We start from the raw sequence: 15,557 nt of genomic DNA on the forward strand, positions 1-15,557 counted from the left end.
ACGATGACAACCGAATTCACACCACTATCTGGGGCTATTGGCGGTGGTTTAATTGGTCTAGCCTGCGCGTTATTACTGGTTTTATTTGGTAAAGTAGCGGGAATTTCAGGGCTTATAAAATCAATTTTTAATCCACTGGCAGCAGCTTCTCGTTGGAAACTGTGTTTTGTGATGGGGTTATTACTAGCAGGTGTATTTATACAATTATTTGCCCCTGAGCTGTTAGTAGGCGAATTAAACTTATCGCCTTGGATGATTATTATTGCAGGGCTTTTGGTCGGTGCGGGGACCACGTTAGCGAATGGCTGCACGAGTGGTCACGGCGTATGTGGTATGTCTCGCTTTTCGGCCCGTTCATGGGTATCAACCTGTACGTTTATGGCAATCGCCATTATCACCGCTAATTTAGTAGGGTAAATCATGCACGCAATTATTACGCTTATTTTAGGGTTTGTATTTGGTTTGGGACTAATTATTAGTGGCATGACCAACCCAGATAAAGTGCTTAACTTTCTCACTTTTAATCAGCAATGGGACGGTAGCTTAATTATTGTTATGGCTGTTGCAATGACCATTATGATGGGCGCATGGTTTTGGCTCACTAAAAAAGGCACGCCGGTGTTTAACGACAAACTAAGCCTTAGCGATTTAAAAAAGGTCGATACGCGGTTAATTACTGGCTCTATTCTATTTGGTTTAGGTTGGGGCTTAAGCGGCGTGTGCCCGGGCCCCGGGCTTGTACAACTGGTATCACTTAAAACAGAGTTTTGGTTATTTTTTGCTTCCGTACTTGGCGGTATGTGGCTGACCAAAAAAATATAATATGAGTCGCCGAGCACGCCTCGGCCACTTAGCATACTAACCGTGATCTATGTTGTGTGCTCTTCAACTGCTGCTCAACTGAGTAAATTACCAATCACTGTATATAAATCATCGCTATTAATGGGTTTGGCTATAAAGTCATCCATACCAACAATTAAACAGCGCTGCTTATCTTCTTCATAAGCATTTGCAGTGATCGCCACTATAGGTACTCGTAAGCCGCTTTTAATTTCATTGGTTCTAATCGCGCGAGTGTATTCATAGCCATCCATATTGGGCATTTGGCAATCCATTAAAATCAAATCAAACGACTGATTCTTCAAGACTTCAAGCGCCTTTAAGCCATCTTCAGCCATTGTTAAACTCGCTTTAGTAGGCTCAAGCATTTTTGCAATCACCTGTCGGTTAATCGCATTATCCTCTACCAACAGTATACGTTTATCCAAAAGACTGGGCTGCGAGGCTGTTTTTTTAGGTAACTTTGAGGGAGCCTCTGCTGATTCTGGCGCACTAATACTAAAGGTGAACGTACTACCTTTACCCTCTTCGCTGTGTAAATGAATTTCACCGTCCATCATCTTTATCAGCTTTTGAGAAATAGCCAGTCCCAACCCTGTTCCGCCATACTTGCGAGCAACGCCAACATCAGCTTGAGTAAACTCACTAAATAATAATGATTGCTGTGCCTTTGCAATACCAATACCGCTATCTTCAACGCTAACCTGAAGTTTATTATCGTTATAATCGAACGATAATCGCACAAAGCCTTGCTCTGTAAATTTATACGCATTAGAGAGTAAATTAATAATCACCTGATTTAAGCGTAATTCATCAACACTAATGTACAGTGGTAAATTTGTGGTTTGAATTATGCTAAATTCCACCTCTTTAGTACTAACAATCGGCGTAAATAAAGAGCGTATATTTTCGATAAATGGAGCTAGCTGCGTGGGTCTACTATTTAGCTCCATGGCATTTGCTTCAATTTTAGAAAAATCTAAAATATCGTTAAGAATATTAAGCAAGTTTTTTGAGCTTTTTTGCTGCGTAAGCAACAACTCTTTTTGTTCATCACTTAAAGACTGATCTCGAAGCAAAACCTTTCCCATACCTAATATGCCATTCATAGGTGTGCGAAGTTCGTGACTCATATTAGCTAAAAATTGTGACTTAGCGATATTTGCTTCATTAGCGAGTTTAACTGCTTGTGTTAGCTCAGTTGTTTGTTCTGCTACTTTATCTTCTAATTGCTGATTAAATTGGCTAAGTTGTTTATTAAGGTCTTCATTTTTTACATTAGAGGCTTGCAAACTTTTGATTGAATGCTGAAGTGCATTGCCCAACATTTCAAATTGTTGCTGTAATTGCAGTATTTCGTACCAACTAGAGTCTGTATTAAATACGTGTTTTTTAGTTTTACTAAAGCTGTTAATTAAATGAGTTAACTCTATGATGGGTTTAACCAGCAAATGGGTAAATTTATAGATAAATAATACCACCAGTGCAATAGAAAATAGCCCCAGCAACATAGTGGGCAACCAAGCAGCCACTACCACCAAGCTTCAATATTTACGATTGTAGAGCGGTATAACCTGCCACCCTGTAGTGTCGTCAATATACTGATTTGTATGGTACACCTCGTTATCGTTTGAGCGAAAAAGCTGATTACCACTAAAACGTTGGATACTAAGATCCTGCTGCTTAAAATCAGTCAGCACCGTAAACTGACTTAACGAGCTAAATACTACTTTTTTATCGGCATCAAGAACTAGTAAATCCCCTTTATACTCAAATAAATTGGGAATAAACCGCTCTAACTGATCTAGCTTGAGCGAAATAAGGACGGTCATTAACATAACGCTGACTCTGGCTTAAACCACTGAGCAATTCAGTGGGTATACTTTTCTCAACATAACCTTCGGAGCTCGCATACAGACTAGTTGCAAAACCAGGGTATAAAACCATTAGCCGCTCAAGCTGCCGCTGTATTGGTGCTCCGGCACTCATTGCATCACTGGTTATTACCATTGCATTTTTATGAAACAACAAATAGTCACTAAGCTGGGCACTGATCGAGCGTGATTTTTCTTTAAGTTGCGTATTTACTTCGTATTCTAAGCGCGAGTAATGCTGATTAACCAAAAAGACACTGGTGATCAAAACCACCAAAACAATAATGATACTGACAACATAACTTAATATACGGGCCAGAGGCTGCCCTTGATAAGCCCGGCTTGCGTGGGGAACAAACACACTCACTAAGTCGACCAAAGCTAACGCTAGCATGGCATTGATAAAGTATTTTGAGGCAGCCACAACAAGCGTGAGCCAAGGAAGACCTATAACAAAGTGACCCAAAACCCACACCAGTGGTAAGCCGACTAAAAACCAAAATACTGCACCTAAAGGAAGTATTGGCTTAGAACGCTTTAAGCAAAAGGTATAAAGCCAAAACAGCTCAAGCACATAAACAACACTGGCCCAGCTATGCCCCCAGCGATAAAATAAAAAACCAGTGACAATAGCTAAACTAAGGAGGGAATAACGAAGCCCAGCAAACACTAAACTGAGTATTACAAACGTCTGACCAAATAAAAATTCAGAGCTATCAAAAAAATACAGAGGTAAAAGGTTAGCGCATCCCCCTAAAAGCCCTAATATTATAGCAAGCGCCCACTTATTGCTCACTCATTAGCTATTGTCTATAAAGGTAAAAATTTAGCTAAGTGGGTATGATCTAGAATTAGTGTACGAATAATATAAATAAGAAATATTAAAAAATGGAATTTTAATACACCCAAATGAGGAATTTGGGTGGCAGTCTTACCAGCCACATCTCGGCACACACGTCACAAACTGTGGCTGCTCCCTTCCGGGCCTGACCAGGTTCGCCTGCTAGTGTTGCGAGAGGACCAATAAGACTACCATTGAGGGCCTTGGTTGGCGCGATTGAGATTATCGCTACTTTTATTCTATTATTCAAGGGATAATCAAAAAAGAAAGTGCGATTGCATACTTCATATACAATCGCAGAGTTTTTAGTGGTTAAAGCGGTTATTAATTACTCTCTAACTGCGCTTTTATATTACGTAGCGCTGCTTTTACTTTTTTCATGTTCTCTGGGCCCATGCGTAAAAGTTGCTTTTGTGCAGCGGGTAATTGCTCCCACTCAGAAAACGCATACTGATAAGTAACCGAGTCACGCAATAAAGGTAAGCTGCCTTTTGGCTCTGGAGTATCAAGTAGCAAGTCAATGGCATCTTCAAGTGTTTGTGTAAACTCATCATCGCCATAGCCAATTTCAGTGTATGCACTGTTGATTAGCGGTTTATATTCTTCATATAAACGAACAGCTTGTGCGGCACTCATACTCGTTAGTACTTTTACATATGGGGTGTAGCGTTCATAGCTATTAGGGTCAATGGTTAAAATATCGCCTTCGTTTACGCTAAAACCTTCTTCTAACTTTACAACTGGGGTATGTTTCTTAGCTACCTTACCTTTTGCTAAGTTATCGATAAACACCACACCACGACGAATAACATCATCGTTTAACACTAGGCTCATTGCCGCATCGCCTAGGTATTCATCTAATTTTGCAACCACGACAGGATCACTGTCATTTAATGTTGGTAGAGGTACAACCTCAGGCTCTGGCTCAACGTCTGGGCGCTGTGCTGGCACTGCAAACTCTTCAGGTTTTTCTGGCTTAACCGATGGCGCCCCCACCACAGGATCGTTTTCAGGTTTTAGCTCCATAACGGGTTGCTCTTTTATGGGTTCTTCAACCTGCATAACTGTTTCTGGGGCTTCGCTTGGTTTTAATAATACAAACGCGGCGGCAATAATAATGATTAATAAAATAACCCCTGCGAAGATAAGGTTGTTATTCGGTGGACGTTTTTGAACATCTGATTCTGATGGTTTATCTGACATACGAACTCCATAAATATAAAAATGCGATACCGTTTAGAGTACTCTAAACAGATTTAATTCCTAACTTACACTAATATTCATTAATAAGTAGGGTCTGTTGACCTTTCGGATTAAAATTTGTTCAGCCCCCTTAGCGGAGGATGTTTGGTTTTTAAGCTTCGTTATCGCCTATTTATGGGAAGTAACCACAATACATAGGCTCCTCCTTGCCTAAAAATACAAACACACTGATAAAAATTCAACCTCGAAAGATAAATAGACTCTAACATATCCTTTGATTCTTCTAGCTTAAAGACTTACAGTGAATAAATAAAGTAAAGACAGCGAACAGTTTAAATACCTAACATGAAAATTAAGCAAGTCGATCCTAGTAAACCTAAAATTGCCTTATTACTAACAGGTGGTGGTGCCCGAGCGGCTTATCAAGTGGGTGTTTTGAAAGCGTTAGCGCAAAGTATGCCCAGAACCGCCCCGCTCCCCTTTAGAGTGATAAATGGCACCTCTGCCGGTGCAATTAATTCTGCGGCCTTAGCATGTTACGCCTCATGCATGCATTTAGCGGTAAGAAAACTAGAAACAGTATGGAAAAACTTTTCAACTTCGATGGTATATAAAAGCGACTTTTTAAGTGTGTTTGGTCATATTACCCGTAACATTTTAACCAGTTTCCAGTCAGAACATATAAACCATCCACCAGCAAGCTTGTTAAATAACCGACCACTTAGAAAACTGTTAAACGATATACTGGATTTACATCGTATTGAGCGTAATTTACACCGTGACTATTTAGAGGCGCTGTCTATTACTGCATCCAGTTATACTACTGGCGATTCTGTTGCTTTTTTTCAGTCAAATACGCAGCATTCTTGGCAACGAGCCAAACGCGAAGGTCGTGCTACTCGTATCAATGTTGAACACCTAATGGCCTCAAGTGCCATTCCTATGGTGTTTCCAAGTGTGAATATTTATAACCACTATTTTGGTGATGGCTCTATACATCAGCTTTCACCTTTAAGCCCGTCTATTCACTTAGGGGCAAATAAAATATTTATTATTGGGGTTGATCAACCCAAAGAGCCACATCCTCCTGGATACTCTGCACATTTCCCGGGACTTTCGGCCGTGGCAGGGCATTTACTCGACAGTGTATTTACCGACACTATGCAATCTGATCTAGAGCGCTTGGACAGAATAAACCGCACACTCGGTTTATTGCCCAATAAGCATAAGCATCAAGAGTTGAAACAAATAGATAGCTTTATTATTAATCCATCGCAAAACTTCAATGCCATTGCAGCGCAGTATTACGATGATATGCCTTGGGCGATAAAAGTTTTATTACGTATAATCGGGGTAAAAAAGCGCTCTCAGTCGAGTTTGACCAGCTATTTGTTATTTGAAAAACGCTACACCCAGCATTTAATTCAAATCGGATACGACGATGGTATGGCAAAATTACCTGAGATCAGAAAGTTCTTAGAGCTAGAGTAAGTTTTTTGCTTGATGGGCTACTCTATACCATCAAGTAAATAATGCTCAACACGTTCTACTCGCCTCGGTTTGCCTTGCAACACTAAAATATCATTAGCATACAATATTGTGTGTTCTGGTGGTGTGTCTATTTCTTCGCCCTCGCGGCGAAGCGCCTTAATTAGCACTTTTCTTTTTGCTAAATTGAGCTCGCTTATAGCCTTGTTTACCGCAAATGCTTTATCTGGTAAGGCTATTACATGTAAATACTCTAAACGCTCTAACAAGTTGGTATCGCTGTCAATGTTTTCGCCTGCAAAAAAACTTTGTAATAGCTTATAGCGGTTACGTCTTTCACTACTAACACGGCGAATTATTCGGCTCATTGGTACACCCGACATAGACAACACATGTGAGACCAGCATTAAACTTGCTTCAAGCGCCTCAGGCACAACCTCAGTGACGCCTAAATCTTTTAAACGCTCTAATTGGCTGTCGTCACGGGTTCTTATGAGTATTTTTACCCTAGGAGCAACCTGCTTTATGGCATCAATCACTATTTGAGTTTGTTGAAATTCCGTAAAAGTAATAATCACTAAGCGTGCTCGCTCTACTCCTGCGCACTTTAAAATATCTTTTTGCTCAACGTGACCAAACAATAACGGTTCACCCGCCGCTTTTCCTTCTTGCACTAATATGGGGTCGCTTTCAATGGCCACATAATCAATAGCCTCTGGCGATAAAAAGCGAGCGATAGTTTGCCCTACCCGAGAAAATCCACATATAACTACATGATTATTATAAAGCGTACTGCTTTGTGGCTCATCTTCATAGGCAAACTTAGCGCGTTCTAACATACCCAGTCGCTTTAAAATAAAGGGAGTTTTATCGATTAAATACGGGGTGAGTGCCATAGAAATTACACCCATGGCAATTAAAAATGATACTTGCTCCGCACTCAGTAAGTCATGCTGTGCTGCGAGTGCAATTAACACAAAGCCAAACTCGCCCATTTGCCACAGCATTATAGCGCACGCTAATGCATCTTGTTTTCGCTCTCCCATAAATAAAGAAGATAACATCACTACGGCGATTTTTAAGACTAGAATGCCCAGTAAGGCAACAACAATAATACTCGCATGATTAACAACAAAGCTGATATCTAGCTGCATACCTACGGTGACAAAAAATAACCCCATTAAAATATCACGAAACGGGCGAATATCCGCTTCTAGCTGATGACGGTAATGGCTTTCACCAAGCATCATACCGGCTAAGAATGCCCCTAATGCCATCGATAAACCAAAAGAGTATGTGAGTAACCCTGCAAACAAAGACACCAATAACGTGGTTAATACAAACAGCTCATCGCTCCGTGCTAGTGCCACTTCTTTAAACACCTTGGGCAAAACCCACTTGCCAATAGTCCAAAGCAATACACACACAAACGCGCCTTTAGTCAGCGCTAACAGTAATGCCCAACCAATACTATTGGAATCACTGCTGGCAAATAAAGGCAAAATAATGAGTAACGGCACAGCCGCAATGTCTTGAAATAGTAAAACACCGATTGCTAATTGCCCTCGGCGTTTATTTAAATCCCCACTCTCTTTTAATAATTTAGCAACCACCGCAGTAGAGGAGAGCGTAATAATAATGCCAATGGTAAAACTGGTTAATAAATTAAAATTTAATAAATGCAGAATCACAATCAGCAAAATACTACTAACAAATACTTGCAACGACCCTAAACCAAATACAATATTACGCATTGCCATTAGGCGCGATACAGAAAACTCCAAACCTAAACTAAACAGCAAAAATACAATACCTAGCTCTGCAATAAAGTCCATCTCATGGCTTTGTGTTATCCAGCCAACACCATGACCTCCCGCTAATAAACCCACTGCCAAATAAGCCAACACAGGGGGAAGCCCTATTCGCTTAAATAGCCATACAAATAGAACCGCAGCAACTAAAAGTCCAAAAACCTGAGCATTAATATTTTGCAATGCAATCCTTATAAGCAATCAATGGAATGTGACTTAACTATAGCAACCGTATAAGTTTCAGCAAAAATGTAAATATGGCATATAACCTGCTTAGTTATAAAAAGTAATACTATAGGGGGAATAAATAGTGGAAAACGTTCATATTTTGACACAACGTATCTCTGGTCGCGGCGAATTTTTGCCGTTCTCAGCAGAGCAATATAATAGCAATACACCGACATCACTGCATGAGCTGGCGGCTAAACTACAAACTAGCTTAGTTTTAGAAGATATTTTAGGTACGTTTGCAAACTTTGCAAAACAGCTGCTTAATTTTTCTGGTGTGCATTTTAAAGCAACAAGTATTGATGTAAAAACACCCAATAGTGATGTTGAAAATCCAGCGTACTCGTTTGATTTAAAAGTTGAAAATGAGTACTTAGGCACATTAACTTATTATACAAAGTATCCGCTTAGTGCGGCTATTGAGAAAAAGCTACAACACTTTCATAGTGTACTAATTTATCCATTGCGTAATGCGCTTATGTATAACCGTGTATTAAGGTTAGCCACAAAAGATTCATTAACCGGATTAAACAACCGTAGTCAATTTAATGACATGTTACAACAAAAGCTTGAAAATCATAGGCGTAACGGCTATCCATTTAGTTTAATGCTGCTTGATTTAGATAATTTTAAACAAGTGAATGATAACTATGGTCATAAAATTGGCGATGACGTTTTGATAGAATTTGCTACAGTTTTATCGAGCAGTATTAGAGGGACTGATTCGGTATTTCGCTTTGGTGGCGATGAGTTTTCAATATTAATCGAAGACCCGGCTTTCACCACCAATAAAGTGATCGCTGAACGTATTTTGCATTTAGTACGAAACTCACCGATTATGTCTAAGTACAATGTAACAACCAGTATTGGTTTTACCTTAACTAACAGTGGTGATTGCAAAAACGAGATATTTTCTCGTGCGGACAAGGGCTTGTATAAAGCAAAAGCATCTGGGCGAAACTGCGCAAAAGCTTATTAAGCTATAAAAGAGCCTACTGATTGAAAAGCCTAGCCTCCCCCGCTGGGTTTTTTTATACTACTTTTTTAATATAAAGTATTTGTAAATGAGTAACATGGCGAAAAAGCCAAAAAAGAAACCACTGAGTAAATTAAGTAATGCAGCAATTGTCGTAAGCGGTGTAAAAAGCACTAACAGTAAAGGCGTACTCACCCCTAGAATGAAAAACACGCCCCCTTTACCTAACCAATAGGCAAGTAAAATGGCGGCACATACCAAACCACCCAATACAGCGTAGCCGAGAGTAATAATATTATGGGTTAAAAATACATTCGCTAAAACCGCAATCAATAGCGTAATTAATATGCCAGTAGGTGCCTTATTTATAAGCGACAGCCCAACATGAGGTTGTTGACTCATGATTTATACTCCCAAATAAAACCAGTATCATCTTTGTGATTATCACTAATAAAATAGCCAACCACTTGAACTAGCTCATCATTGTAAAAAATTAATGGAATATCAGCGCGTAGCCAAGGCGCTACCTTTGCATCTTTAAACCAATGCTTAAGGGTATTACTGCCGGGCTTTTTTAGTGGTTTAATACGCGCACTATTACAGTTAAAACGAACACTGACTTGTTCATCAGGTTTAGGGGCGCGTATACCTATTCCCTGCAGGCATTGTAGTATTTGTCCGTCATTCAGCACTAGTTCGCGACTTGTTACGCGTTCAATATTAACGGCTAAAGGCGTCGGCTGCACAAAATACAGATAACCTTGATGGCGGCGTATTTGTCCATCGCTTAGCTTAATAACCATTTGCGCATCAGCTTTGGCATGAATAGCCTGACTCATTATTTGCATTAACTGTTTTTGCGAAGGCATGGTATGGGTAAATAAAGCCAGCCATGCGCGCAGAAGATTCGCAATGCGAATAGCGTTGTAATGAGCCATATTTTGTATACTAAGCCCCTGATGTTGGTTAATACACTGTGCGAGATCTTGCTGGGTATATTCATCAAGCAGTGTTTGTTGCTGCTGTAATAACTCAATACTGCGTGCTGTACACTGCTCAAACCCAGTAAAACGCTCTGCCAACTTAGGCACGATTTGTTGACGCAAAAAATTACGATCAAAGCGTTCATTGGAGTTTGATTCATCAGTAATATGGCTAATATTAAATTGCTGCGCAAACGCTTCTATGTCGCTGCGTTTTACCCCAAGTAATGGCCTATAGCACTCACGGCCACTTTCAAGCACGCGAGTTTGCTGCATAGCGCCGAGCCCTTTTAAGCCTGAGCCGCGCTTTAAACGAAGTAAAAATGTCTCTACTTGGTCGTTTAAATGCTGGCCTAACAAAATAATACTATCACTTGGGCTGTATTCATCTAGCGCTTGATAACGCGCTTCGCGAGCTTGCGCTTCAATACTGGTGCGCGATTGCTGCTTAATAATGACGTGTGCCGCTTTAAAATCAATTGAAAGTTGCTCACAACGTGCTTGGCAAAATTGCTGCCAGTGATGGGCGTTATCACTTAAGCCATGATTTACATAAATTGCACTTAAATTTAATTGTGGCCACTGCTCTTTTAACCCATGCATTATCTGCAACAACACTACCGAATCTACGCCACCAGATAAGGCTACTGTAAATGTGAATTGCCCATTTTCTAAGTAGTGATTAAGGGCTTTTTTTACCTGCAGATAAATTTGTGATGTGTGCATTATTATAACCAATGAATGAATTGCTAATAACCCGAATAAAAAAGGCTCTACGTTACGGTATATTAAAACAAAAAAAGCCGCATAGGCGGCTTTTTTCTCTATTTAGCTACATTTAGCTACTTTTAACAATAACCAAACGACATTAAACGCTTGTAACGTTGATCAAGCATCTCTTCAAGCGATAACGCTTGTAGGTCTGCTAAATCTCGCTTGAGGCGTACTTTTAAGTTACGTGCCATGCCATCGTAATTACGGTGCGCGCCGCCTAGGGGCTCTTCAACTAAATTATTAATTAAATCTAGCTCTTTAACACGCTCTGCTGTTACACCCATTGCCTCTGCAGCCAATGGTGCTTTGTCAGCACTTTTCCATAAAATAGAGGCACAACCCTCTGGTGAAATAACTGAGTAAGTGCTGTATTGCAGCATGTTTACTCTGTCGCCAACACCAATCGCTAATGCACCACCTGAACCACCTTCACCAATAACAGTACAAATTGTAGGTACTTTTAGTGCGGCCATTACTTTTAGGTTACGTGCAATTGCTTCTGACTGACCACGTTCTTCAGCGCCAACACCTGGGTATGCACCTGGGGTGTCGATAAAGGTCATGATTGGCATTTTAAAACGCTCAGCCATTTCCATTAAGCGCAATGCTTTACGGTAACCTTCTGGTTTTGGCATGCCAAAATTACGTTTAATTTTTTCAGCAGTACCACGGCCTTTTTGCTGACCGATCACCATAACAGGCTCACCATCTAAACGGGCTACGCCGCCTAAAATGGCAGGGTCGTTAGCAAACGTGCGATCACCCGCAAATTCGTCAAATTCCGTAAAAATACGCTCGATATAATCTCGAGTATAAGGACGCAACGGATGACGTGCTAGCTGTGATACTTGCCAAGCGCCTAGTTCAGAGAAAATTTTCTCCTTCATTTGTGCGCTCTTTTCTTTAAGTTTGCTGACTTCCTCTTCTAATCCAAGGTCTAATTCGCCAGCGCGGCTTACATTTTGTAATTCTTCAATTTTTGCTTCTAATTCTGCAATTGGAAGCTCAAAATCAAGATAATTGAGGCTCATGCTCTAAACTACCTAATTAGTTAAATTCTAGTTCTACATTTTGCGCTGCCATCAGCGATAACTTATGAATTAAGTCGTCACTTGGCGTAACACACCATTCGATCCCTAGGGTTAATTGCACCAACGCATCGGGGCGTTGATAATATACCTTGATCGGACACGTTCCCATTTTGTATGGTTCGAGTACTTTTTGTAATTTATCGAAGAAACCAGCCTCGATCTGCACCATATTCAGCGTCATCTTAATCGCTTTTATACGCTTTTCACGCGCCTGAGCAATGGTGTTTATTTCTCTAGCGGTCATTGTAATGCCACCGGAGAAGTTATCAAAGCTGACCTGTCCAGATATTACCAAGATATTGTTTACTTGAAGCATTTCTTGGTACATTTCGAACTGTTCTGGAAACAAGCGTACATCAATTCGGGCGCTCTTGTCATCTAAAGTTATTAAGCCCCAACGATTTCCCTTTTTATTTATTAAGGTTCGCGCTGAAATAACTAAGCCCGCAGCCGTAGAGAGTACATCACGATTGGTTGGCTGTAAATCCACCAGCTTACCACTGGTGTAATGTCTCAGCTCGCGTCGATATTGATTTATTGGATGCCCAGTTAAATAAAGGCCTAGTGTGTCTTTTTCGCCATCAAGCCATTGGTTATCGGTAAGCGGTGTGGCTTTTATAAACGCTTGCTCAACTTCATCAGGTTCGGTGGCAAGTAAGCCAAATAAATCGCTTTGCCCAAGTTGCTCAGCTTTATTGTGCTGATCGGCTGCACGCATGGCATCTTTTAAACTTGCTAATAACGTTGCACGCCCTGCTTGGGTTTTATCTGGCCCTAGTTGGTCAAGTGCACCGGCGTAAATTAATTTTTCGGTCACGCGTTTATTTAAGCGTTTTAAATCGACACGGGCACAAAAATCAAATAAATCTTTAAAAGGGCCGCCTTTTTCGCGCGCCTCTAAAATAGCCTCTACCGGCGCTTCACCAACGCCTTTAATTGCACCGATGCCGTAAACAATTTCACCTTTTAGGTTTACTGTAAACTTAAACTCACCGGCGTTTACATCTGGCGGTAATAAGGTGAGCTTCATGTTTTCACATTCATCCACCAAGATCACTATTTTGTCGGTGTTATCCATATCGGCCGACATTACCGCCGCCATAAACTCTGCAGGATAATGCGTTTTCATCCACAGTGTTTGATACGATACTAATGCATAAGCTGCTGAGTGCGATTTGTTAAACCCGTAACCCGCAAACTTTTCAACCAAGTCGAATATTTTAATTGCCAGTTCGCCGTCAATACCGTTGTTACGTGCGCCTTCTTCAAAGGTTGAGCGCTGCTTTGCCATTTCTTCAGGCTTTTTCTTACCCATAGCACGACGTAACATGTCGGCGCCGCCCAGTGTATAACCGGCGAGTACCTGCGCTATTTGCATTACTTGTTCTTGATACAAAATAATGCCGTAAGTCGGCTCAAGAATTGGCTTTAAGCTTTCGTGTTGGTATTGCGCATCGGGGTATGAAATTTCTTCTCGACCAAGTTTACGGTCGATAAAGTTATCAACCATGCCTGATTGCAGCGGGCCTGGGCGAAACAAGGCTACAAGTGCAATCATATCTTCAAAGCAATCGGGCTTTAATCGGCGTACGAGGTCTTTCATGCCGCGCGATTCGAGCTGGAATACCGCGGTGGTTTCAGCGCGCAGCAATAGCTCTATACTTTTTTTATCATCAAGTGGAATGGTGTTTATATCAATGGGCGCTTTGCCTTCGCGCTTCATGCGCTCATTGGTCATATCCACTGCCCACTGCAAAATGGTTAAGGTACGTAAGCCTAAAAAGTCAAACTTTACCAGCCCTGCAGTTTCTACGTCGTTTTTGTCAAACTGGGTAACCGGAAACTTACCTTCGTCATCGCAATAGAGCGCCGCAAAATCGGTAATTGTGGTCGGCGATATTACAACCCCCCCGGCATGTTTACCGGCATTACGGGTACAACCCTCAAGAATACGACACATGTCGATTAAGTCTTTAACTTCTTCATCGCCGTCGTAGGCTTCTTGCAAACGGGGTTCAACTTCAAACGCTTTGGCTAAGGTCATTCCAGGATCGCCCGGAATAAGCTTAGAAATACGATCGACAAACCCATACGGATGACCAAGTACACGGCCTACATCGCGTATTACCGCTTTTGCTGCCATAGTACCAAAGGTAATAATTTGCGATACCGCGTCACGGCCATACAAGGCCGATACATGATCAATTACTTCATCACGCCTATCCATGCAAAAGTCGACATCGAAATCGGGCATTGATACACGTTCTGGGTTTAGAAATCTCTCAAAGAGTAAGTCAAATTCCAGCGGATCTAGGTCTGTAATTTTAAGCGCGTACGCCACTAATGAACCCGCACCCGAACCACGTCCTGGCCCTACTGGAATATTGTTATCTTTACTCCACTGAATAAACTCCATTACGATTAAGAAGTAGCCAGGGAAACCCATTTGGTTAATTACATCTAGCTCTACTTTTAAGCGATCGTCGTATTCGCGCCGTTTTTCTTGTCGCTCTTGTTCATCAGGGAATAAAAACTGTAGTCGCTCTTCAAGGCCGTCTTGTGAAACCTTAACCAAAAACTCATCAATTTTTAGTGAGCCCGTCGGGTAATCTGGTAGGAAATACTCACCTAATTGCACGGTTACATTACAGCGCTTTGCAATTTCTACGGTATTTTGTAGCGCTTCTGGAATATCACTAAATAGCTCTGCCATTTGTTCTGGCGTTTTTAGGTATTGCTCTTGTGAAAAACGCTTTGGTCGGCGTTTATCATCCAATGTGTAACCGTCAAAAATCGCCACGCGTATTTCATGAGCTTCAAAGTTTTCAGGTTTTAAAAATACCACTTCATTGGTGGCCACTACTGGCAATTGCTCATTTGTTGCAAGCTCCACCGCCATGTGCAAATAGTTTTCTTCTTGGGCACGGTTGGTACGAATAAGCTCAATATAAAAATGATCGCTAAAATGCTGCTTATAAAAACTGACCACCGACTCAACAATAGCGGGGTTACCTTTTATTAAGGCTTTTCCTAAATCGCCATCTTTGGCGCCCGAGAGTATGATAAGCCCCTCTTTTAAATCAACTAACCACTCACGGTCAATGACAGGGCGATGAAAAACATGGCCACGTTGATAGGCTTTAGAGATCAATAAAGTAATATTTTTATAGCCAATGTTATCTTTGGCTAACAATGTTAATCGGCTTGGTTCGTCGGGAAATTCTGGGCTACGTACCCAAAAATCCGCACCAACAATCGGCTTAATACCCGCATTATGCGCTGCGCCATAAAAACGCACCAGACCACAAAAGTTCATTTGATCGGTAATAGCCAGCGCGGGCATTTCAAGCTCTTGCGCTTTAGCGACAATAGGCTTGGTTTTAGCTAAGCCATCGACCATCGAAAAGTCTGAGTGAACGCGTAAATGTACAAACTCTGGTGCAGCCAT

At 41.2% G+C, this 15,557-nt stretch carries 10 protein-coding genes, 1 other RNA gene and 1 pseudogene; 4 read left to right on the forward strand and 8 right to left on the reverse strand.

The genetic code is table 11. The features are described 5' to 3' along the window. Positions 1 to 3: 3 nt before the first annotated feature. Together MTN96_RS21025 and MTN96_RS21030 are read left to right on the forward strand one after the other, a co-directional pair. A complete protein-coding gene (locus MTN96_RS21025) occupies positions 4 to 417 on the forward strand; it encodes a YeeE/YedE family protein (protein ID WP_036981994.1) in 414 nt (137 codons plus the stop codon). Positions 418 to 420: 3 nt separating this feature from the next. Beyond that, complete coding sequence (locus MTN96_RS21030) at positions 421 to 822, forward strand: DUF6691 family protein (RefSeq protein ID WP_036981992.1); 402 nt, start codon at positions 421 to 423, stop codon at positions 820 to 822. 74 nt (positions 823 to 896) lie between these two features. Here MTN96_RS21030 and MTN96_RS21035 read toward each other — a convergent pair. From MTN96_RS21035 to MTN96_RS21045, 3 genes and pseudogenes are all read right to left on the reverse strand, one after another. Continuing rightward, positions 897 to 3,510: pseudogene (locus tag MTN96_RS21035) on the reverse strand (response regulator). Positions 3,511 to 3,643: 133 nt separating this feature from the next. Continuing rightward, positions 3,644 to 3,740, reverse strand: an RNA gene (gene ffs / locus MTN96_RS21040) — signal recognition particle sRNA small type. Positions 3,741 to 3,879: 139 nt separating this feature from the next. Continuing rightward, positions 3,880 to 4,758, reverse strand: coding sequence for a DUF3014 domain-containing protein (locus MTN96_RS21045; protein WP_036981968.1), 879 nt, complete (start codon positions 4,756 to 4,758; stop codon positions 3,880 to 3,882). 345 nt (positions 4,759 to 5,103) lie between these two features. Here MTN96_RS21045 and MTN96_RS21050 point away from each other — a divergent pair, with 345 nt between their 5' ends. Further along, complete coding sequence (locus MTN96_RS21050) at positions 5,104 to 6,249, forward strand: patatin-like phospholipase family protein (protein ID WP_036981966.1); 1,146 nt, start codon at positions 5,104 to 5,106, stop codon at positions 6,247 to 6,249. Between the two features lie 17 nt (positions 6,250 to 6,266). On the opposite strand, the gene MTN96_RS21055 is transcribed toward MTN96_RS21050, so the two are convergent. Further along, positions 6,267 to 8,240 (reverse strand): monovalent cation:proton antiporter family protein, encoded by a 1,974-nt coding sequence (locus MTN96_RS21055; protein ID WP_248532685.1) that lies wholly within the window; start codon positions 8,238 to 8,240, stop codon positions 6,267 to 6,269. 127 nt (positions 8,241 to 8,367) lie between these two features. Between MTN96_RS21055 and MTN96_RS21060 the strand changes: the two genes are divergently transcribed. Beyond that, on the forward strand, positions 8,368 to 9,264 hold the full coding sequence (locus tag MTN96_RS21060) for a GGDEF domain-containing protein (RefSeq protein ID WP_248532686.1): 897 nt from the start codon (positions 8,368 to 8,370) through the stop codon (positions 9,262 to 9,264). Between the two features lie 57 nt (positions 9,265 to 9,321). On the opposite strand, the gene MTN96_RS21065 is transcribed toward MTN96_RS21060, so the two are convergent. The 4 genes from MTN96_RS21065 to dnaE all read right to left on the reverse strand — a co-directional run bounded on the left by MTN96_RS21065 (position 9,322) and on the right by dnaE (position 15,557). Next, positions 9,322 to 9,663: a hypothetical protein gene (locus MTN96_RS21065; RefSeq protein WP_248532687.1), complete on the reverse strand. Its 342-nt coding sequence runs from the start codon at positions 9,661 to 9,663 to the stop codon at positions 9,322 to 9,324. Further along, positions 9,660 to 10,970 carry a tRNA lysidine(34) synthetase TilS gene (gene tilS / locus MTN96_RS21070; protein ID WP_248532688.1) on the reverse strand — a complete coding sequence of 437 codons (1,311 nt, stop codon included), beginning with the start codon at positions 10,968 to 10,970 and terminating at the stop codon, positions 9,660 to 9,662. Before tilS ends, MTN96_RS21065 begins: the two co-directional genes overlap by 4 nt. A 122-nt stretch (positions 10,971 to 11,092) precedes the next feature. After that, the gene (gene accA, locus MTN96_RS21075; RefSeq protein WP_036981960.1) at positions 11,093 to 12,049 is read right to left on the reverse strand and encodes an acetyl-CoA carboxylase carboxyl transferase subunit alpha; all 957 of its coding nucleotides are present in this window, start codon (positions 12,047 to 12,049) and stop codon (positions 11,093 to 11,095) included. A gap of 16 nt (positions 12,050 to 12,065) precedes the next feature. Then, positions 12,066 to 15,557: a DNA polymerase III subunit alpha gene (dnaE, locus tag MTN96_RS21080; protein ID WP_069438624.1), complete on the reverse strand. Its 3,492-nt coding sequence runs from the start codon at positions 15,555 to 15,557 to the stop codon at positions 12,066 to 12,068.

It is taken from the genome of Pseudoalteromonas sp. 2CM28B (genome assembly GCF_023161935.1).